We start from the raw sequence: 17,523 nt of genomic DNA on the forward strand, positions 1-17,523 counted from the left end.
GGGCCCCCCCCGGGGGCGGGGCGGGGGTGGCGGGGGTTTTGGTTTGCCCGGGCCGCCGCCGGTCCCGCGGGCGCGGGTTGCCCCCCACCCCTGATTCCTATGGGCACCACACCCCGCCCTTGAATGCGTGGTGTCGCGGTGGTGCTCGTCAGGCACGGGGACGGTGCCTGCCGGAAAGTCACCAGCGGTACCAGCGGCCCCGCCTGCCACCGGTGCCGGCGGAGCGGAAGACGAAGCCCAGGGCCCACAGGACCAGGACGATGACGGCGATCCACCACAGTGCCTTGAGCGCGAAACCGGCGCCGAAGAGGATCAGGGCGAGAAGCAGGACGACCAAAAGGGGAATCATTGTTTTTACCTCCGCCCCACGTCTGCCCCGGCCGGGCGCGCCCATTCACGGAAAGGCCCCTGTTTTGCGCGGCCTTTTCCGGAAAGACTCCGCCGTCGGCTCGCGCGGCACTCTTCGGTTTTCGGACTCGACCCGTCGGGTGCGTGCGGATGGCGGTGGCCGCTCAGCCGACACCGTGCGGGCGGAACTGGATGCTGATCCGTGGTCCGGTGGCCCTGGCGGTCTTGGGAATCGCGTGTTCCCAGGTGCGTTGGCAGGAACCGCCCATCACGATCAGGTCGCCATGGCCGAGCGGACGCCGCAGCACGGCCGCGCCCCCACCACGTGGGCGGAGCGGGAGATCGCGCGGGGTGCCGACCGAGACGATCGCGACCATGGTGTTCTCGCGGGCTCCCCGACCGTTGCGGTCGCCGTGCCAGGCGACACTGTCGTGGCCGTCGCGGTAGAGGCACAGACCCGCACTGACGAAGGGTTCGCCGAGTTCCGCCGCGTAGTGCTCGGAGAGCCGATCGCGTGCGTCGGACAGGGAGCGGTGCGGCAGGTCGTCGGCGGGCCCATAGTGGGCGAGCAGGCGGGGTACGTCGACGACGCGCTCGTACATCCGCCGACGCTCGGCCCGCCAGGGGACCGTCTCGGCCGGCGCGGCGAACAACGTGTCCGCGCCGGCAACCCATTCCGCCAGTTCGTCGATCCAGGCGCCGTTTCCGAGCATGGTGCGGCGCACGCCTTGCGGTGCGCCGATTCGGACGACATCGCTTTGGTCGAAGAGCGAACCCTGGAGACAATCCGACATTGCGCCACGATACTCCATCGAGGCGAACGCATGTTCGAGTGTGGTGGAGGAGCCGCGCGGGCGGTTTGCCCCCATGGTCGGCGTCGGGAGGTGGCCGGACGGCGCCGTGGTGAGCGCATGGTCACTCGGCGTGTGACCATGCGCTCACCACCGGGTCAACGACCCCGGGCGGCGATGAAGTCGGGGCGGGGCTCCGGGGCCGCGTACGGGTCGGTCAGGGCGTTGTGCACGCTGTTGTAGACGATGAACAGGTTGCTGCGCGGATACGGCGTGATGTTCTCCGCGGATCCGTGCATGCAGTTGCTGTCGAACACGGTCGCCGAACCGGCCGGCCCGGTGAGCACCGCGATGCCGTGTCGGTCCGCGAGTTCGGTCAGCGAGTCGGGGTCGGGCGTGCCGATCTCCTGGCGGCGCAGCGAGGTTCGATAGTGGCCGTGCGGGGTTTCGCCCGGACACGCGACGAACGTGTGATGCGAACCCGGCATGATCATCAACGCGCCGTTGTGTACGTGGTTCTCGGTCAGCGCGATCGAGATGCTCACCGCCCGCATCGCGGGCATGCCGTCCTCGGCGTGCCAGGTCTCGAAGTCGGAGTGCCAGTAGAAGCCGGAGCCGTCGAAGCCGGGCTTCAGGTTCGCGCGGCTCTGGTGGATGTACACGTCCGAGCCGAGGATCTGGCGGGCCCGGCCGACCAGCCGTGGATCGGCGACGAGTTCGCGCAGCAGCGGGCTGATCCGGTGGATCTCGAAGATCGACCGCACCGCCTCGGAATCGGGTTCGATGATCGTGCGCTCGTCCGCGCGGACCGCGGGGTCGTCGCACAACCGGGCCAACTCGGCCCGCAGCAAAGCGACTTTGCCGGCGTCGAGCAAGGGGTCGACGGTGACGAAGCCGTCCCGCCGGTAGTCGCGGAGTTCGTCCGGCGCCATCGGTCCCTCGGGCGCGTCGGCCCACACCACCGGATCGCGGCGTTCCACGCGCAGCACGCCGGAGAGGTGGCGGGTGGGATATGCGTCCACCGAACGGCGGTTGGCCGCACCGCCGTCCGCCGTACCGCGATCGATCGAGGGGATCGTCATGCGCCCGCCTCCTCGTGCAGCAGCGGGTACACCCCGTTTTCGTCGTGGGTCTCCCGCCCGGTGCACGGTGGGTTGAACACGCACACCATGCGGATGTCGGTCTTCGGCCGCATCGTGTGCCGCTCGTGACCGTCGAGCAGATAGGTCGTGCCCGGCGTGATCGTGTACGTCCGGCCGGTCTCCTCGTCGGTGAGTTCGCCCTCACCGTAGGTGCAGAAGACCGCCTCGATGTGATTGGCGTACCACATCGAGGTCTCGGTACCCGCGTACATGACCGTCTCGTGCAGGGAGAAGCCGACGCCCTCCCGGGCCAGGACGATGCGGCGACTGCGCCAGGTGTCGGCGACGATGTCGCGGTCGGTGCCGTCGAGTTCGTCCAGGGTGCGAACGATCATCGTGGTGGTCCTTCCGTTGTGGTCGGTAACGTCCGGGAGTTCAGGCGGCGGCGCGGACGGCACGCACGGCGTCCGCCAGGATGCCCATGCCCTCGTCGAGTTCGTCCTCGGTCGTGGTCAGCGCCGGCATCAGCTTGACCACCTCCGACTCGAAACCGGAGGTCTCGACCAGCAGGCCGCCCTCGAAGGCCCGCGCACACACCGTTTCGGCCAGGGAGTTGTCGGCGAAGGTCAGACCCTGGATCAGGCCGCGGCCACGCCGGGAGGCGCCGAGCGCGGCGTGTTCGGTGACCATCTCGGCCAGGTGACGCTCGATCAGTTCGCCCTTGAGCGTGGTCTGCTTCTCCAGCGACCCGTCCGCCCACAGCTCCAGCGCGGCGGTGGCGGTGACGAAGGCCGGGTTGTTGCCGCGGAAGGTGCCGTTGTGCTCGCCGGGCTCCCAGACGTCCAGGTCGCGGCGGAAGAGGGTGAGCGCCATCGGCAGCCCGTAGCCGCCGATCGACTTCGACAGGCACACGATGTCCGGGGTGATGCCGGCCGGCTCGAAGCTGAAGAACGGACCGGTACGACCGCAGCCCATCTGCACGTCGTCGACGATCAACAGGATCTCGTGTCGCCGACACAGGTCGGCCAGTGCGCGCAGCCACTCGAACCGGGCGACATTGACGCCGCCCTCGCCCTGTACGGTCTCCACGATCACCGCGGCGGGCAGGTTCAGGCCGCTGCCGCCGTCGGTGAGCAGACGTTCCAACCAGATGAAGTCGGGCAACTGCCCGTCGAAGTAGTTGTCATACGGCATCGGCGTGGCGTGAACCAACGGAATGCCCGCGCCGGCGCGCTTCTTCGCGTTGCCGGTGACCGCGAGCGCGCCCAGGGTCATGCCGTGGAACGCGTTGGTGAACCCGATCACCGCCTCGCGCCCGGTCACCTTGCGGGCCAGCTTGAGCGCGGCCTCCACGGTGTTGGCACCGGTGGGGCCGGGGAACTGCACCTTGTAGTCCAGGCCGCGCGGTTCGAGCACCACCTCCTCGAAGCGCTCCAGGAACGTGCGTTTGGCCGCAGTGGACATGTCCAGGCTGTGCGTGACCCCGTCGCTTTCCAGGTAGTCGAGCAATGCGCGCTTGAGCAGCGGGTGATTGTGGCCGTAGTTCAGCGCACCCGCTCCGGCGAAGAAGTCCAGGTAGGTACGCCCGTCCTCGTCGTACATCCGGCTGCCGCGTGCGTGGGTGAACACGGTGGGCCAGCTTCGGCAGTAGCTGCGGACCTCGGACTCGAGAGTTTCGAAAACAGTCATGCTTCTCCAGGGATCGGATGATCGAGGGCAGCGGCGAGCCACGTCCGACGGCGCCGCCCCCTCCGGTTCGGTTCGGGGCCCGTCGGGCTCAGGCGGCTGCGGCGAACGGGCCTATCCGGAACAGGACTTCGTCGGCGTGCCCGTCCGGGAACAGGGCCGCGCGAAAGAGTTCGGTACGACTCACATGCGCCCCGTGTTCGCGGCCGAGCGCGGTGAACAGCGCGATCGACGCCGCGTTGTCCAGGGTGATCGTGGTCTCCATGCGGGTTTGCCCATGCGGGACGCGGCGCTCCATCAACGCGGTCAGCATCCGCGTGGCCAGCCCCCGTCCGCGGGCGGTTTCGGCCACCGCGACCTGCCACACCATCAGGGTGTCCGGCAGCCCGGGCCGGACGTAGCCGGTCACGAAGCCCAGGACGCGCGCGTCCTGGTCACGGGCGACGATCGAGGTCGCCGCGAAGTCCCGGCACCAGAGCAGGTAGCTGTACGAGGAGTTGAGATCCAGCGCCGCGCTGTCGCGGGCCAGGTGCCACAGCGCCGCGCCATCGCGCAGCTCGGGTGGGCCCATCGAGACGACGGGACGGGCGGATTCCGTTTCGGCGAAAGATTTCGTTTCGGCGGACATGCCGATCGAACCTACCGACGTGCTCGTGGCGGACCGGAAGGGTGGACCTTCCCCACGCGCGCCGCTCTCCATAGCCTTCGGGTGCGCGCGCGCACGTTCCTCGGCAGCCGATCGCCAAACCCCGTGTCGACACACACTCGACGCCGTCGGTCATCGGGCCGGAGAATCTTCGAAATCGATGCCACTGAGCAGGAGTTTCTTCGCCGAAAGTGACGAATGGCGAGAGTTTCTGCGCATGAAGCAGGGTGTCACTATTGGGCAACGCGGCGATAACGTGTCGTGACCATCGCAGAGAGCAAGAATCGTCGGCGATGGCGGTGGTGATTGTGAGCATGCTCATAATCTTGACTGCGACAACGACCGCGCCTCCGTGCAGTGCGCCCGAACTCGCCTTCCTGTCAACGCCGTTGCGGCCGCGGGCCGGGTAGGTCCAGGGGTCGGGGCCGGTCGGTGTCGGCTCGATCCCGCCCGCGAAGTCCGGAGATCGTCGGGACTGCGGGAGGTGATCGGCGCGTAGCCGCCCGTGTCGCCTCGGACGCCCGGCCCACCATCGACCTGTCACCGACCGTGATGGGCCCCGGGCCCTGCTGCTCGTGCCCATTGCCGATGGACGTGGGCGATTCGATCGGGTGCGGTGGGGTAGCCCGAGGTGGGAGGCACATCATGAGGACCACCCGCACCCGGGACGGACGGGTGGCGGCGCTGCTGTCCGAGGCGGGCACCACGTACGCCGAGGAAGCCGGCATCCGCGTCGCGGATAGGCCCGCGCCGCTGTGGCAGTTGTTGGTGCTGAGCAACCTGACGGCCACCCGGATCAAGGCGTCGATCGCCGTAGACGCCGCGCGCGAACTGTTCGACGCGGGCGGCGGGACCCCGGCGGGCATGACCGAACTGACTTGGCAGCAGCGGGTGGACGCGCTCGGGCGGGCCCACTACGTACGCTACGACGAGGGCACCGCGACCCGGCTCGGCGCGTGCGCCGACCTCGTTCGCGAGCGCTACCGGGGCGACCTGCGCCGACTCGCCGGCGACGCGGACGGGCGGCGCGAGCGCGTCGAGGAACTGCTCCGGGCCTTCCCCGGCATCGGTCCGTCCGGTGCCCGCATCTTCTGCCGCGAGGCCCAGGGGATCTGGCCGTTCCTGCGGCCGGTCCTGGACCGGAAGGCGCTCGACGGCGCGGATCGGGTCGGCCTGCCGACATCGCCCGAGGCCCTGGCCGCGCTGGTCGAGGAGGACGACCTGCCGCGTTTCGCGGCGGCGCTGGTGCGAGTGGCGCTGGACCGGGGTCTCGCGGACCGGGTGCGGGCCGCCGCGTCATGACGCCCGCCGGCGGTGGCCGCCGGCGCGCACGTCACTCGCCCGCGGGGTCGCCGGTGCCCTGGATGTCGACCCGGTCGGGGCGTCCGGCCCCGATCCGGATGCCGACCACCAGGAATCGGCCGTGCGTGCCGCTCGGGAGACACAACTTCCCCTGGCCGGCCAGGTAGATCTCGTGCAGGTCGGAGTGGGCCGTCGGGCTCTTCGGGCTCAGCGTCGCCGTCCAGCCGATCGGTGTCGTGTCCGGGCCCGGGTCGTACAGGCGTTCCTCGTCCGCGTCCACGATCGCGTGCACGCCGATCCGCCGGCCGCCCGGCAGGACCACGGTCGCCGATCCCTCGTGATCCTTCATGGCTGCCAGTCTGGTCCGTCGTCGTCGGTTCGGCACGCGGAAGAGGACGTGTCGCGCTGCGAATTTGCGCGGATACCAAACGTGTTCGCCTTTCGTTGTTTTCCGATGATCCGATCGTGCGGCGTGCGGCGTGCGGCACGGCGTGGCCGGTCGACCACCCGACCGACCCCGCCGTCCCGCGACGGGCCGCGGCGAGGAGGTGGTTGACTGCTTCGCATGGACCTTGGGCGAGCTTCGGGGGCTCGGCGTGTGCCCCCATTCGATCCCGAACCGGGCGCGTTTCTGGCCGCCTTGGGGGAGGGCGCGCGGGAGCCGCTCACCCCGGCGAACCTGGCGCACCGGCAGGCCCGGGATGCCGAGACGCGGCCCAGGCCGACCCTTGCGGAGCTGCGGGCCGACGGTCGTTTCGAGGTGGACGAATCGCGGGTGCCGGGAGCGTCGGGCGGGCGGGACGTCACGCTCGTGCGCGCCCGCCCCGCCGGGGTGACCGGGCCGCTGCCGCTGCTGTACTACCTGCACGGCGGCGGGATGGTGATGGGCAACGCGTGGTCCGTGCTTCCGCAGGTGCTGCGTGAATGGGCGCTCCCGCTGGAGTTGGCGGTGGTCTCCGTCGAGTATCCGTTGGCGCCCGACGCGCGGTATCCCGAACCGCTGGAGGGCTGTTACGCCGGATTGCTCCGGGTGGTCGCGGACGCGGACGCACTGGGCATCGACGCGGACCGGATCATCGTCGGCGGCAAGAGCGCCGGCGGCGGACTCGCCGCGGCCCTCGCCCTGCTCACCCGCGACCGCGGCGGGCCCACACCGATCGGGCAACTGCTGCTGTGTCCGATGCTCGACGACCGCGGCGACACCTTCTCCGGACGGCAGTTGGCCGGCGTCGACACGTGGGATCGCACCTCCAACACCACCGCGTGGCGGGCGGCCCTGGGCGACCGGTACGGCGCGGCGGATCTGCCGCCCTACGCGGCGCCCGCTCGCGCGAGGGACCTGGCCGAGTTGCTGGCGGCCCATATCGAGGTCGGGTCGGCCGAGACCATCCGGGACGAGGGCGTGGCGTACGCCAACGCGATCCGGCAGGCCGGCGGTCGAGCCGAACTGCACGTATGGCCCGGGGCGTTCCACGGCTTCGACACCCTCGCGCCACGGGCCGCGCTGAGCCGGGACGCCCGCGACGCGCGCCTGCGGTGGCTGCGACGCACGCTCACGCAGTCGCAGTCGCAGTCGCAGTCGCAGCCGCAGCCATAGCCACAGTCGTGGTCGCGAGCGCGGTCCATCCGAGCGGTGGCCCGGCCCGGGGGCGCTTCGCGGCTACGCCGCAGGTTGTTCCGGGGAGTCGCCGGTGGGCAGGCCGAGGAGGACGCGGATGCGGTAGGGGATGTCGCTGTCCGTGTCGTCGTCGAATGCCTCCATCGCACGGCCGAACTGGCCGACGGTCTTGGCCTCGATGATCTTGAGCCACGCGGGTCGCAGGGACATGTTCGCCCGGGCGAGCGCGTCCGCGAGTGGGGCCACGTCGGCCGGCCATGGGGTCGCGGCGAGTTGACGGGACTCCTCGTCCTCGGCGGCGAGTCGGTTGGCGACCAGGGCGCGCAGTTCGGTCCACGGACGGTGGTCGCGGATGCCCGCGAGGAGCGCGTTGGCGGCCCGGTTTCGGCGCGCCGCGATCTGCTGGTAGCGACGGGCGGCCTCGGCGCGGGTCAGTGTGGCGCCGGTGCGCGGCGGCAGGGTGAAGGGGGCCGCCCCCGAGGCGCTGGGGGCGGCGGAGGCGGGACGGGCGGCGTCCGCGACGTCGGCGGCGGCCGAACAGCCCACGGCGGAGGCGGATATCACGGCCGCGGTCGCGAGAGCGGCGAGCACGGTACGGCGATTGTCGATCACGAAGACGTGAGCATAGGTCCTGCCCGCACCGAACGCGCGGGCAGGTCCGCCCTCCGTGCCGGCGCCCCGGACAAAGCGAACTCGGCCCGCTCTTGCGGGCAGTTCGCCAAGGCGCTCGCCTCGGCGCCTCGACCGCGCGAGTCGGATGCGACGGTTGCGTCCCCGCGGCCGATGCCGTCTGGTAGAAGGGGTGTCATGACCGGTGACGGCACAAGACTCGAACGGCGCATCCGACGCGACTTTCCCGCACCGGGTTCCGCGCCGGAGATCGTGCGCATGCTCGACGCGCTCCCGGAGGCCGCCGGCCATGATCGGGAGATGTTGGGCAGCGAGCGCATCCGCGCCGCGATCGTCCTGCTCGCCGACGGCGACCTCGGTCGGTTCCGTCGGGCCGTCGAACTCGCGAAGGCGGACTGGCGCGACCTGCTCGTCGACGCGGAACTCGCCGATGCCGATTGGCCCGCACGTCTGGACACCGAACTCGGCCCCGGGGGCGACGACCCGCGGTCCGCACCCGCCTGAGCCCCATCGACGGCACCCGGGTCGCGTCACGACACCCCCGCCGCGTGGGCGGGTGCGGGACGCGGGCGGGCATCTTGGGCGAGCCGGCAGGATGGACCGATGGACGTCGTCAAGCCTTGTGGGTTCCCGGTGCGCCGCGCGGACGAGTCGGAGGCGGATGCGCTGGCCGGGATCGACCCGATCGCGATCGAGGGCGACGACGAGCGTCGGGCGAGCATCCGTCGGTGGTGCCGGCAGGGCGTGGCGGTCGTGGCGGAGGACGCGTCCGGCCTGCTCGGCTACTGCGTGGTCGAGTACACCTTCTTCGAACAGGGTTTCGTCACGATGCTGATGGTGGCCCCGACCGCGCGTGGCGGCGGCGTCGGCCATCGGCTGCTGGACGCCGTGGCGGCCTCGTGCACCACCCCGAAACTGTTCACCTCGACCAACGTCTCCAACCAGCCGATGCAACGACTGCTCCGACGGGCCGGCTGGAGTCCGGTCGGCCTGGTGCACGGCCTCGACGAGGGCGACCCGGAGCTGTTCTACCTGTGCCCACCGCGGCCCGGACCGCCGCCCGCGTGACGGGTGTCCCGACGCGGCACCTCTCGGGCACCCGACCGACCGCCACCACGACCACCCGTCGACATGCCCGGAGGCCCGCTGTGTCCGCAACGCCGCAGGAGATTTTCCAGAGGTACATCCACGCCGGGACGCTGTCCCGCGATGCCGATGCCCTCGCCGAGTGCTTCACCGAGGACGGCGTCCTGGAGGCGCCGCTGGTGCCCGCCGGGGCCGGCTTCCCCCGGCGGTCGGTGGGTCGTGCGGAGATCCGGACCGCGATGGCGGCGTACTACCGGCAACCGGTGCGGAACGACCGGGTGCCCAACTTCGAGAAGTCCGGATACGTACTGCACACCACGGCCGACCCCGACGTGTTCATCGCCGAGATCGACACCGTATTCGACGGGGACGGCGAGGACACGGCGGTCTCGCTGGTGCAGATCTTCCGGGTCCGGGACGGGAGGATCGCCCGACTGCGCGACTACTTCGCGCCGGAGCTGGTCGACTGAGGCCCTCCGGAGGTGGTGTTCACGTCGGCGTCACGCGTTCGTGGCCGGGTGCTCACGCGGCCCTGCGAAGGTAACCCTGGTAGCGAGTTGTACAGACAACTTTGCGCACTCTCTGAGACCAAGGAGACGCCCATGGCTACCGCCCTGGACATCGGCGGCCTGCCCGCCGTGTGGCTGCGGGACAACTGCCCCTGCCCGTTGTGTCGCGACCCGCGAACCGGGCAGAAGTTGTTCCAGATCACCGACCTCCCGCTCGACCCGGTCGCCGCCGACGTCCGCGAGCACGGGTCCGACGTGGAGATCGTGTGGGCACCGGACGGGCACCGCTCCGTCTACGCGCGCACCTGGTTCGAGGCGCCCGCCGAGCCGGATCCCAGGAGCGAGGACGCCAAGTCGCTGTGGAACGCCGCGCAGTTGCCCGCGTCGCGGTTCGAATTCGACTGGAACGACTACGCGAGCGACCCGGTGCCCGCGCTGACCGCCGTACAACGCTTCGGGCTCGCGCTGCTCCGCGGCGTTCCGTGCGTCGAGGAGCAAGTCCTCGCGGTGGCGGGCACGTTCGGCTTCGTGCGGGAGACGAACTACGGCCGGCTCTTCGACGTGCGGGTCGAGGACCGGCCGAACAACCTCGCCTTCACCTCGGTACGGATCACCCCGCACACCGACAATCCCTATCGCGACCCGGTACCGACGCTGCAACTCCTGCACTGCCTGCACAACGAGGCCGCCGGTGGTGACTCCGGTTTCGTCGACGGCTTCCGGGCCGCCGCGCTGCTGCGCGCCGAACAGCCGGACGCCTACCGGGCGTTGGTGCGTACGCCGGTGCCGTTCGAATTCCGCGACGCGCACACCCGGCTGCGCGCGCACCGACCGATCATCGGTGCGGACGACGCGGGGCGGATTCGGGAAGTGCGCTTCAACAACCGCTCGATGGGCACCCTGCGGCTCCCGGCCGGCGAACTCGCCGAGTTCTACGCGGCCTACCGCGCCTTCGCCGAGATCCTGGGCCGCCCCGAGCTGATGCTGATCCGACGGCTGGAGCCGGGCGATTGTGTGGTCTTCGACAACACCCGGGTCCTGCACGCGCGCACCGCGTTCGACGGTGCGGGCCGGCGGCACCTCCAGGGCTGCTACGCCGACCTGGACGGCCTCGCGAGCACGCTGGCCGTCCTCGACCGCACGGTCGGAGACGCGTCGTGACGGATCGTCGGGAGATCGACACGAGCATCCTCGACGAACTGGCCCACCTGTTCGCCGACCAGGGCGCGGGCGAGTACCTCGGCGAGGCCGTCACGATGGCCGAACACATGTTGCAGGCCGGGGCGCTCGCCGAGGCCGAGGGTGCCCCCGAGCACCTGATCGCGGCCGCGTTGCTGCACGACATCGGGCACTTCCACGGTCCGTTGACCGGCCGCGACCTGATGGCGGGCGAGGACAACCGGCACAGCCACACCGGCGCGGACCGGCTCGCCGGGCGGTTCGGGCCCGAGGTGACCGAGCCGATCCGGCTGCACGTGGCGGCCAAGCGCTACCTGTGTGCCACCGAGCCGGGCTACGCCGCGCGCCTGTCGGCCGCGTCCGTGTACACGCTCGGCGTGCAGGGCGGCCCGATGGGCGAGGCCGAGGCGCGGGCGTTCGCGGACGGGCCCTACGCGGTCGACGCGGTACGGGTGCGGCGCTGGGACGAGGCGGCGAAGGACGCCGACACGATCGTCCCGGACTTCGCGCACTTCCGTGCGCTGTTGACCCGGCTGCTCCTGCCGTGAGCCGGTCGGCCGGGCCCTCCCGGCCCGGCCGGTCGAGCCGCCCCCGCCGACCCGTCAGCCCCGTCGTCGGGACAGCGCCGTCGTGGCCACCGAGTTGTGCACCGTGAAGGCCACGGTGCCCGGCAGGTAGCGGTCCTGCGACCACTCCACCGGCACACCCGTCGGGTCCGTCGTGCGGCGCCGTTCGCGCAGCAGCGACGTGCCCGGTGGGCAGCCCAGCAGCCGGGCGTCCTCCGCGTCGGCCGGCCACTGGTCGATCGTGTGGTCGGCGTCGGTGAACAACACGCCCAGTTCCTCCAGCGGCTCGGTGTGCGAGACCGCGTCGATCGGAAATCCCTGCACCAGGGCCCCGATCCGCTCGGGATACACGGTGCGCTCGATCATCACCGGCACCCGGGAGAGCGTCCGCAACCGCAACACCCGGTAGACCGACGACCCCGGCGCCAGGCCCAACTGGGCACACTCGCCCGGATCACCCGGCGCCGGTTCGACCGCCACCGTGCGCCCGCCGGGCTCCTCGCCGATCGAGCGCGCCCAGCGGGTGAAGCTCAGCAGCTCGGCGAAACTCTGCGTCCGGGCGGCCCCCAGCACCACCCGCCGGGTGCCGCGCCGGGACGTGACCATCCCGTCCGCGCGCAGCACCGCGAGCGCCTGGCGCACCGTGCCCCGCGAGACGCCGTAGTGCTGCGCGAGATCGCCCTCGGCGGGCAGCCGACCACCGGAGCCGTATCGGCCGGTGGTGATCGCCTCCCGCAGATCCGCCGCGACCTGTCGGTAGCGCGCCTCGCCCTGAACCCCCATCGCCACCCCCCGAATTCCATTGCCGGGACGTCCGACCGTGGCGACCCTACCCGGTCACGGCGCGGCTGCCGGGGCGCACGGCTATTTCCCGGGAACCTCGCGCGCCCGTGCGGCTGTGTTCATGTTGCGGCCATCGACGTCGGGCGTACTGGACCAAGTTGTACAGCCAACTCAGGCACCCCATTCGAAGCTCCAGGAGAACCCCGTGACAGTGCTCCGCGTTCGTGCGACCGGACTGGTCGCCGGCCTTGCCGTGGCCGCGCTCACCCTGAGCGCCTGCGGCTCGGCATCCGACAAGACGTCCGGGGCCGGCACCTCCGCCGCGTCGGGCACTCCCGGCGGGGCCAAGGACGCGGCGTCGGCCACCTCCGTCCAGGACTTCGGCGGCATGGAGGCGCTGGTGGCCGCGGCGAAGAAGGAGGGCAAGCTCAACGCGATCGCGCTGCCCCGCGACTGGGCCAACTACGGCGCGCTGATCGACGCCTTCCAGGCGAAGTACGGCATCAAGGTCGAGGTGGAGAACCCCGACGGCACGTCCCAGGACGAGATCAACGCGGTGACCCAGCGCAAGGGCCAGGACCGTTCGCCCGACGTGCTGGACCTGGGCAACGCGTTCGCGCTCAGCGCCGCGAAGCAGGACCTGCTCGCGCCGTACAAGGTCGCCGCGTTCGACCGGATCCCCGAGCCGCAGAAGGACGCGCAGGGGCGCTGGTTCAACGACTACGGCGGCTACATCTCGATCGGCTGCGACGCCGCGCGGATCAAGGAGTGCCCGAAGACGTTCGCCGACCTGCTCAAGCCGCAGTACAAGGGCCAGGTCGCGCTCAACGGCAACCCGACCAAGTCCGGCTCGGCGTTCGGCGGCGTGTACGCGGCGGCGCTGGCCAACGGCGGCTCGTTCGACGACATCCAGCCCGGCCTGGACTTCTTCGGCAAGCTCAAGAAGAACGGCAACTACAACCCGGTCGAGTCGACCCCCGCCACCGTGCAGAAGGGCGAGACGCCGATCAGCATCGACTGGGACTACCTCAACGCGGGCTACGCGGACGAGTTCAAGTCCAAGGGCGTCGACTGGCAGGTGAACATCCCCACCGACGGCGTCTACGCGCAGTACTACTCGCAGGCGATCGTGAAGTGGGCGCCGCACCCGGCCGCCGCGCGCCTGTGGCAGGAATTCCTGTACAGCGCCGAGGGCCAGAACCTGTGGCTCAAGGGCTACGCCCGGCCGGCCCTGATGGGCGCGATGAAGGAGGCCGGCACGCTGGACGCCGGATTCGCCGCGAAGCTGCCCGCCGTGCCCGGCGCCGGCGCCCCGGTCTTCCCGACCCCGGACCAGGTCGACAAGGCCAAGAAGGTCCTCACCGGTGGCTGGGGCCAGGCAGTCGCCGGATGAGCACCGACCTCTCCGACGTCGGCGCCCCCGCCGAGGTCCGGATCGTGCCTCCGCTCGCCGTGCGCGAGCGGAGCGCGGCCCGGCCCCGGCGGCGGCGGCGCGCCCCGCACTGGCTCGGTGTAGTGCCGTTGTTGTTGTTCGCCGCCGTGGTCTTCGGCGTGCCGACGGCCGCGATGGTCTTCGGGGCCTTCACCACACCGGCCACCGCCCCCGACGGGGTGCAGGCCACCGGCGCCAACCTGTCCGCGTCCGTGCAAGGCGCGTACCTGACCGCGCTGATCGGCAGCGTGAAGTTGTCCGCGGTCACCGCGCTGATCGCCACCGTGTGCGCACTGCCGATCGCCTACACCGTGGTCACCTCGCGCTTCCGCTTCGTCCGCGAGGCCGTGCTGACCGCGTCCGGCGTGCTCGCCAACTTCGGCGGGGTCGCCCTGGCGTTCGCGTTCGTGGCCACGCTCGGCAACGCCGGGGTGGTGACCGGCAGGCTCGACCTGACCGAGCACGGCTGGAGCCTCTACAGCTTCACTGGACTGTCCGTGGTCTACCTCTACTTCCTGATCCCGCTCATGGTGCTCATCCTGACCCCCTCCCTCGAAGGACTGCGCCGGCAGTGGCGCGAGGCGGCCCGCAACAACGGGGCCAACGCGTTCCGTTACTGGGTGCACGTCGCGCTGCCGATCCTGACCCCCGCGCTGCTCGGCGGCTTCGTCCTGCTCTTCGGTTCGGCGTTCGCGGCCTACGCGACGGCCGCCGCGATGGTCGGCAGCTCGGTGCCGTTGGTGACGATGCAGATCGCCGACGCGCTGTCCGGCAACGTCCTGGTCGACCAGGGCAACGTGGCGCTCGCGCTCAGCCTGGACATGGTCGTGGTGGCCGGTCTGGTCACCGCCGTTCACCTGCCCCTTCAGCGTCGGAGTGCCCGATGGCTCGACTAGCCGCACTGCGCGGCCGGATCCGTTGGTCGCGGGGCGTGGTCCTGCTGATCGCCGGCACGTACTTCCTGCTGCCGATGGTGTGTTCGGTGCTCTTCAGCATCGACGTACCCGGCCGGGGCATCACGTTCGACGCGTACACCGGGATCCTGGGGGCCGACGGCTTCCTGGACAGCCTCACGCTCACCCTCGAACTCGCCGCCGCCACCGTCGTATCGGTGTTGTTGCTGCTGGTGCCCGCGCTGATCACCGTGCGGCTGACCGCGCCGCGCCTGCGCTGGGTGATCGAGGTGGTGTGCTCGCTGCCGTTGGTGGTACCCGCCATCGCGCTGGTCGCCGGCATCGGCACGGTGTTGCGTTGGGGTCCGGACCACCTGGCCGACACCCCGCTGTACGACACGTTCATCGCCATCCAGGACCCGGATTTCCCGATCGTGCTGGTGCTCGCGTACACGCTGATGGCGCTGCCGCTGGCCTACCGCACGCTCGACGGCGGGCTCGCCGCGATCGACCTCGAGGTGCTGGTCGAGGCGGCGCGCGCGTGCGGCGCGAACTGGCCGCGCGCGGTGCTCCAGGTGGTCCTGCCCAACCTGCGTGGTGCGTTGCTCAACACCGCGTTCCTGACCCTGGCGCTCGTACTCGGCGAGTACACCGTCGCCGCGATCCTGGGCTACCGCCCCTTCGCGGTGTGGATCGTCGGCATCGGCGGTTCCCAGGCCGAGATGTCGGTCGCGGTGTCGGTGATCGGCCTGCTCGTCACCTGGGTACTGCTGCTCGCCCTCGCCACCGCCGGCCGGCCGCGCAGCGCCCGGACGAAAACCCTCCCGGAGACCTCGTGACCATGACGTTCGACCAGCCGAAGACCCGCACCGGGCCGCAGACCGGCGCCACGGTCGAATTCCGGGGCCTGCAACGCTCGTTCGGCAACGTCCGGGCCCTGGCCGGGCTGGACCTGACGGTCGGGCAGGGCGAACTCGTCGCCCTGCTCGGTCCGTCCGGCTGCGGCAAGACCACCGCACTGCGCGTGGTCGCGGGCTTCGAGCATCCGGACGCGGGGGAGGTGCTCGTCGACGGCGAGGACATCACCCGGGTGCCCGCGCATCGCCGCGACGCGGGCATGGTCTTCCAGTCGTACAGCCTGTTCCCGCACCTGAGCGCGCTGGACAACGTCGCGTTCGGCCTGCGGATGCGGGGCGTGGGGCGCGCCGATCGACGCGCTCGGGCCGGCGAACTCCTGGACCTGGTCGGTCTGCCGGACCAGGCCGACCGGTATCCGCACCAGCTCTCCGGCGGCCAACAACAGCGGATCGCGCTGGCCCGGGCGCTCGCGCTGCGTCCGCGCGTCCTGCTGCTCGACGAGCCGCTGTCGGCACTGGACGCGCGAGTGCGGTTGACCCTGCGGGACGAGATCAGGCGACTGCAACAGGAACTCGGCATCACCACCCTGTTCGTGACGCACGACCAGGAGGAGGCGCTCTCGCTGGCCGACCGGGTCGCGGTGATGAACGCGGGCCGGCTCGAACAGTGCGCGCCACCGGCGCAGTTGTACGCCCGTCCCGCGACCGCGTTCGTCGCCGAGTTCGTGGGGGTGATGAGCCGCATCCCCGCGCGGGCCGACGGTGCGGTGGTGCACGTCCTCGGCCGCGACCTGCCGATCGACGGCGAGCCCGCGCACGGCGACGTGGACGTGCTGCTGCGCCCGGAATCGATCGAGGTCACGGCGGCGGCCGCGGACGGCTCGGCCCAGGTGCTCGGCGCGGCCTTCCTCGGCGCGGTCACCCGGCTGAGCGTGCGCTCGGCCGCGGGCGCGACGGTCAAGGTCGACGTGCCCTCGCACACGGCGGCCACGCTGCCGGTCGGCTCCCGGGTCGAACTCGCCCTGCCGGACCGCCCCGTACTCGTTGCCCCGCGCACGGAGCCGGCGCGCACGTAGGGCCGGCGCGCCCGGTATGGACCGCCCCCGCCTCCGGCGATCGTCGACACCGCCCGGCGGGAGCGGGATCAGCCCCGAACCCGGGTGCGCGCCTTCGCCGGGACACCGGGGGTGCGGGTGTGCCGGAGTTCGCGGACGAGTGCCCGGACGGCGGCGGTCGCGGCGAGTTCGGGTGTGGTGAGGTAGCCCACGGAGCGGGTCGGGCGGGTCGGGCCGAGATCGGCGATCCGTACGGAGGGCGGTGCCCCGGTGAGGGAGAGCGCGGGCATGATCGCCATGCCGAAACCGCTGCTCACCATGGCGAGCACGGCTCCGTCGTCCTGCGCCTCGACGGTGGCCGGGGGGATCCAGTCCTGCGTCGCCCACCATTCGCGTGTGTAGGAGGAACAGTTCTCGGTCCAGTCGACCAGCGGCAGTGAGCGCGGATCGGGATGCCCGGCCGGATGCACCAACGCGTAGGGCTCCTCGGACAGGACGCCGGCGATCAGCCCCGGCGGCGTCGGCGTACCGGTCCCCAGGGTCGCGATGCCCACGTCCGCCCGCCCCTCGGCCACCTCCCCGGCCGTGCCCGGGCCGACCTCACGGACGATGCGCACCCGGGGTTCGAGATCCGGGTGCCGGGCGGTGAGGCGTTCCAGCACCGGCGGCAGCAGATGCAGGGCCGCGCTGCGGAAGGCGGCGATGCGCAGCGGTCCGGTGACCGCGGGTCCCTCGTCCGGCCCGGCGCCCGCCCCGCGGGCCTCGGCGACCAGTACATCCAGCATCCGCAACACACGTCGTGCGTGCGCCGCGGCCGCGGTCCCCGCCGGGGTGGGCCGGGTCCCGGTCCGGCCGCGCTCGAACAACACGGCGCCCACCTTGCGTTCGATCTCGCGCACCGCGTGCGAGACGCCCGACTGGGTGGTGCCCAGCGCCACGCCGGCGGCCGAGAAGCTGCCCGTGTCGGTCGCCGCGACGAGGATCCGCAACTCCTGCGGCGAAAGATCGGCTCGGGCCGTCATCAGGGCTCCCATCTGCCGTCATGAGGGCGACTCATGGA

Annotated in this window: 21 protein-coding genes; 11 read left to right on the plus strand and 10 right to left on the minus strand. The window is 71.4% G+C overall.

The features are described from left to right. Nucleotides 1-178 precede the first annotated feature (178 nt). From ACH4U8_RS08660 to ectA, 6 genes are all read right to left on the minus strand, one after another. Nucleotides 179-349, minus strand: a complete 171-nt coding sequence (locus tag ACH4U8_RS08660) for a DUF5670 family protein (RefSeq protein ID WP_360323955.1) — start codon at nt 347-349, stop codon at nt 179-181. A gap of 163 nt (nt 350-512) precedes the next feature. Beyond that, entirely contained in the window at nt 513-1,142 is a 630-nt protein-coding gene (locus ACH4U8_RS08665; protein ID WP_395776311.1) for an alpha-ketoglutarate-dependent dioxygenase AlkB, read from the minus strand. A gap of 155 nt (nt 1,143-1,297) precedes the next feature. Next, on the minus strand, nt 1,298-2,221 hold the full coding sequence (gene thpD / locus ACH4U8_RS08670) for an ectoine hydroxylase (protein WP_395776313.1): 924 nt from the start codon (nt 2,219-2,221) through the stop codon (nt 1,298-1,300). Beyond that, complete coding sequence (locus tag ACH4U8_RS08675; RefSeq protein WP_360323961.1) at nt 2,218-2,616, minus strand: ectoine synthase; 399 nt, start codon at nt 2,614-2,616, stop codon at nt 2,218-2,220. The genes thpD and ACH4U8_RS08675 overlap by 4 nt, the downstream gene beginning before the upstream one ends. A gap of 40 nt (nt 2,617-2,656) precedes the next feature. After that, a complete protein-coding gene (ectB, locus tag ACH4U8_RS08680; RefSeq protein ID WP_395776315.1) occupies nt 2,657-3,910 on the minus strand; it encodes a diaminobutyrate--2-oxoglutarate transaminase in 1,254 nt (417 codons plus the stop codon). Between the two features lie 88 nt (nt 3,911-3,998). Next, nucleotides 3,999-4,535, minus strand: coding sequence for a diaminobutyrate acetyltransferase (gene ectA, locus ACH4U8_RS08685; RefSeq protein WP_395776317.1), 537 nt, complete (start codon nt 4,533-4,535; stop codon nt 3,999-4,001). Nucleotides 4,536-5,198: 663 nt separating this feature from the next. Here ectA and ACH4U8_RS08690 point away from each other — a divergent pair. Then, nucleotides 5,199-5,855 (plus strand): endonuclease, encoded by a 657-nt coding sequence (locus ACH4U8_RS08690; protein WP_395776319.1) that lies wholly within the window; start codon nt 5,199-5,201, stop codon nt 5,853-5,855. A 31-nt stretch (nt 5,856-5,886) separates the two neighbouring features. On the opposite strand, the gene ACH4U8_RS08695 is transcribed toward ACH4U8_RS08690, so the two are convergent. Beyond that, complete coding sequence (locus ACH4U8_RS08695; protein WP_395776321.1) at nt 5,887-6,204, minus strand: hypothetical protein; 318 nt, start codon at nt 6,202-6,204, stop codon at nt 5,887-5,889. A 249-nt stretch (nt 6,205-6,453) separates the two neighbouring features. On the opposite strand from ACH4U8_RS08695, the gene ACH4U8_RS08700 reads away from it, so the two are divergent. Further along, nucleotides 6,454-7,452 carry an alpha/beta hydrolase gene (locus ACH4U8_RS08700; protein WP_395776323.1) on the plus strand — a complete coding sequence of 333 codons (999 nt, stop codon included), beginning with the start codon at nt 6,454-6,456 and terminating at the stop codon, nt 7,450-7,452. A 63-nt stretch (nt 7,453-7,515) separates the two neighbouring features. Here the strand turns inward: ACH4U8_RS08700 and ACH4U8_RS08705 are convergent, their stop codons facing one another. Then, nucleotides 7,516-8,085 carry a hypothetical protein gene (locus tag ACH4U8_RS08705; protein ID WP_395776325.1) on the minus strand — a complete coding sequence of 190 codons (570 nt, stop codon included), beginning with the start codon at nt 8,083-8,085 and terminating at the stop codon, nt 7,516-7,518. A gap of 195 nt (nt 8,086-8,280) precedes the next feature. On the opposite strand from ACH4U8_RS08705, the gene ACH4U8_RS08710 reads away from it, so the two are divergent. The 5 genes from ACH4U8_RS08710 (at nt 8,281) to ACH4U8_RS08730 (ending at nt 11,425) form a co-directional block, all read left to right on the plus strand. Beyond that, nucleotides 8,281-8,607: a hypothetical protein gene (locus tag ACH4U8_RS08710; protein ID WP_360323975.1), complete on the plus strand. Its 327-nt coding sequence runs from the start codon at nt 8,281-8,283 to the stop codon at nt 8,605-8,607. 99 nt (nt 8,608-8,706) lie between these two features. Continuing rightward, nucleotides 8,707-9,171: a GNAT family N-acetyltransferase gene (locus tag ACH4U8_RS08715; RefSeq protein WP_395776327.1), complete on the plus strand. Its 465-nt coding sequence runs from the start codon at nt 8,707-8,709 to the stop codon at nt 9,169-9,171. A gap of 80 nt (nt 9,172-9,251) precedes the next feature. Continuing rightward, entirely contained in the window at nt 9,252-9,659 is a 408-nt protein-coding gene (locus ACH4U8_RS08720; RefSeq protein ID WP_360323979.1) for a nuclear transport factor 2 family protein, read from the plus strand. A 132-nt stretch (nt 9,660-9,791) separates the two neighbouring features. Beyond that, nucleotides 9,792-10,859: a TauD/TfdA family dioxygenase gene (locus ACH4U8_RS08725; RefSeq protein ID WP_395776329.1), complete on the plus strand. Its 1,068-nt coding sequence runs from the start codon at nt 9,792-9,794 to the stop codon at nt 10,857-10,859. Beyond that, on the plus strand, nt 10,856-11,425 hold the full coding sequence (locus ACH4U8_RS08730; RefSeq protein WP_395776331.1) for a phosphonate degradation HD-domain oxygenase: 570 nt from the start codon (nt 10,856-10,858) through the stop codon (nt 11,423-11,425). The genes ACH4U8_RS08725 and ACH4U8_RS08730 overlap by 4 nt, the downstream gene beginning before the upstream one ends. A 54-nt stretch (nt 11,426-11,479) precedes the next feature. Here the strand turns inward: ACH4U8_RS08730 and ACH4U8_RS08735 are convergent, their stop codons facing one another. Then, a complete protein-coding gene (locus tag ACH4U8_RS08735; protein ID WP_395776333.1) occupies nt 11,480-12,226 on the minus strand; it encodes a GntR family transcriptional regulator in 747 nt (248 codons plus the stop codon). A 211-nt stretch (nt 12,227-12,437) separates the two neighbouring features. On the opposite strand from ACH4U8_RS08735, the gene ACH4U8_RS08740 reads away from it, so the two are divergent. The 4 genes from ACH4U8_RS08740 to ACH4U8_RS08755 are packed head-to-tail and all read left to right on the plus strand — an operon-like array spanning nt 12,438 to nt 16,484. Continuing rightward, nucleotides 12,438-13,619 (plus strand): ABC transporter substrate-binding protein, encoded by a 1,182-nt coding sequence (locus ACH4U8_RS08740; RefSeq protein WP_379991671.1) that lies wholly within the window; start codon nt 12,438-12,440, stop codon nt 13,617-13,619. Beyond that, nucleotides 13,616-14,554, plus strand: coding sequence for an ABC transporter permease (locus ACH4U8_RS08745; protein WP_395776335.1), 939 nt, complete (start codon nt 13,616-13,618; stop codon nt 14,552-14,554). The genes ACH4U8_RS08740 and ACH4U8_RS08745 overlap by 4 nt, the downstream gene beginning before the upstream one ends. Then, on the plus strand, nt 14,542-15,390 hold the full coding sequence (locus tag ACH4U8_RS08750) for an ABC transporter permease (RefSeq protein WP_395776337.1): 849 nt from the start codon (nt 14,542-14,544) through the stop codon (nt 15,388-15,390). The genes ACH4U8_RS08745 and ACH4U8_RS08750 overlap by 13 nt, the downstream gene beginning before the upstream one ends. 2 nt (nt 15,391-15,392) lie before the next feature. Continuing rightward, entirely contained in the window at nt 15,393-16,484 is a 1,092-nt protein-coding gene (locus ACH4U8_RS08755) for an ABC transporter ATP-binding protein (RefSeq protein ID WP_395776985.1), read from the plus strand. A gap of 68 nt (nt 16,485-16,552) precedes the next feature. Here ACH4U8_RS08755 and ACH4U8_RS08760 read toward each other — a convergent pair whose 3' ends face one another. Next, nucleotides 16,553-17,485, minus strand: a complete 933-nt coding sequence (locus ACH4U8_RS08760) for a LysR family transcriptional regulator (protein ID WP_395776339.1) — start codon at nt 17,483-17,485, stop codon at nt 16,553-16,555. Nucleotides 17,486-17,523 lie beyond the last annotated feature (38 nt).

Origin of the sequence: Embleya sp. NPDC020886 (genome assembly GCF_044333915.1) — a bacterium.
GTDB lineage: Bacteria > Actinomycetota > Actinomycetes > Streptomycetales > Streptomycetaceae > Embleya.

What these genes read in the sequence shown, in the direction of transcription:
- ACH4U8_RS08660 (WP_360323955.1), bottom strand. Translation starts at nt 349, where the DNA reads ATGATTCCCCTTTTGGTCGTCCTGCTTCTCGCCCTGATCCTCTTCGGC.
- ACH4U8_RS08665 (WP_395776311.1), bottom strand. Translation starts at nt 1,142, where the DNA reads ATGTCGGATTGTCTCCAGGGTTCGCTCTTCGACCAAAGCGATGTCGTC.
- thpD (WP_395776313.1), bottom strand. Translation starts at nt 2,221, where the DNA reads ATGACGATCCCCTCGATCGATCGCGGTACGGCGGACGGCGGTGCGGCC.
- ACH4U8_RS08675 (WP_360323961.1), bottom strand. Translation starts at nt 2,616, where the DNA reads ATGATCGTTCGCACCCTGGACGAACTCGACGGCACCGACCGCGACATC.
- ectB (WP_395776315.1), bottom strand. Translation starts at nt 3,910, where the DNA reads ATGACTGTTTTCGAAACTCTCGAGTCCGAGGTCCGCAGCTACTGCCGA.
- ectA (WP_395776317.1), bottom strand. Translation starts at nt 4,535, where the DNA reads ATGTCCGCCGAAACGAAATCTTTCGCCGAAACGGAATCCGCCCGTCCC.
- ACH4U8_RS08690 (WP_395776319.1), top strand. Translation starts at nt 5,199, where the DNA reads ATGAGGACCACCCGCACCCGGGACGGACGGGTGGCGGCGCTGCTGTCC.
- ACH4U8_RS08695 (WP_395776321.1), bottom strand. Translation starts at nt 6,204, where the DNA reads ATGAAGGATCACGAGGGATCGGCGACCGTGGTCCTGCCGGGCGGCCGG.
- ACH4U8_RS08710 (WP_360323975.1), top strand. Translation starts at nt 8,281, where the DNA reads ATGACCGGTGACGGCACAAGACTCGAACGGCGCATCCGACGCGACTTT.
- ACH4U8_RS08715 (WP_395776327.1), top strand. Translation starts at nt 8,707, where the DNA reads ATGGACGTCGTCAAGCCTTGTGGGTTCCCGGTGCGCCGCGCGGACGAG.
- ACH4U8_RS08725 (WP_395776329.1), top strand. Translation starts at nt 9,792, where the DNA reads ATGGCTACCGCCCTGGACATCGGCGGCCTGCCCGCCGTGTGGCTGCGG.
- ACH4U8_RS08735 (WP_395776333.1), bottom strand. Translation starts at nt 12,226, where the DNA reads ATGGGGGTTCAGGGCGAGGCGCGCTACCGACAGGTCGCGGCGGATCTG.
- ACH4U8_RS08745 (WP_395776335.1), top strand. Translation starts at nt 13,616, where the DNA reads ATGAGCACCGACCTCTCCGACGTCGGCGCCCCCGCCGAGGTCCGGATC.
- ACH4U8_RS08750 (WP_395776337.1), top strand. Translation starts at nt 14,542, where the DNA reads ATGGCTCGACTAGCCGCACTGCGCGGCCGGATCCGTTGGTCGCGGGGC.
- ACH4U8_RS08755 (WP_395776985.1), top strand. Translation starts at nt 15,393, where the DNA reads ATGACGTTCGACCAGCCGAAGACCCGCACCGGGCCGCAGACCGGCGCC.
- ACH4U8_RS08760 (WP_395776339.1), bottom strand. Translation starts at nt 17,485, where the DNA reads ATGACGGCCCGAGCCGATCTTTCGCCGCAGGAGTTGCGGATCCTCGTC.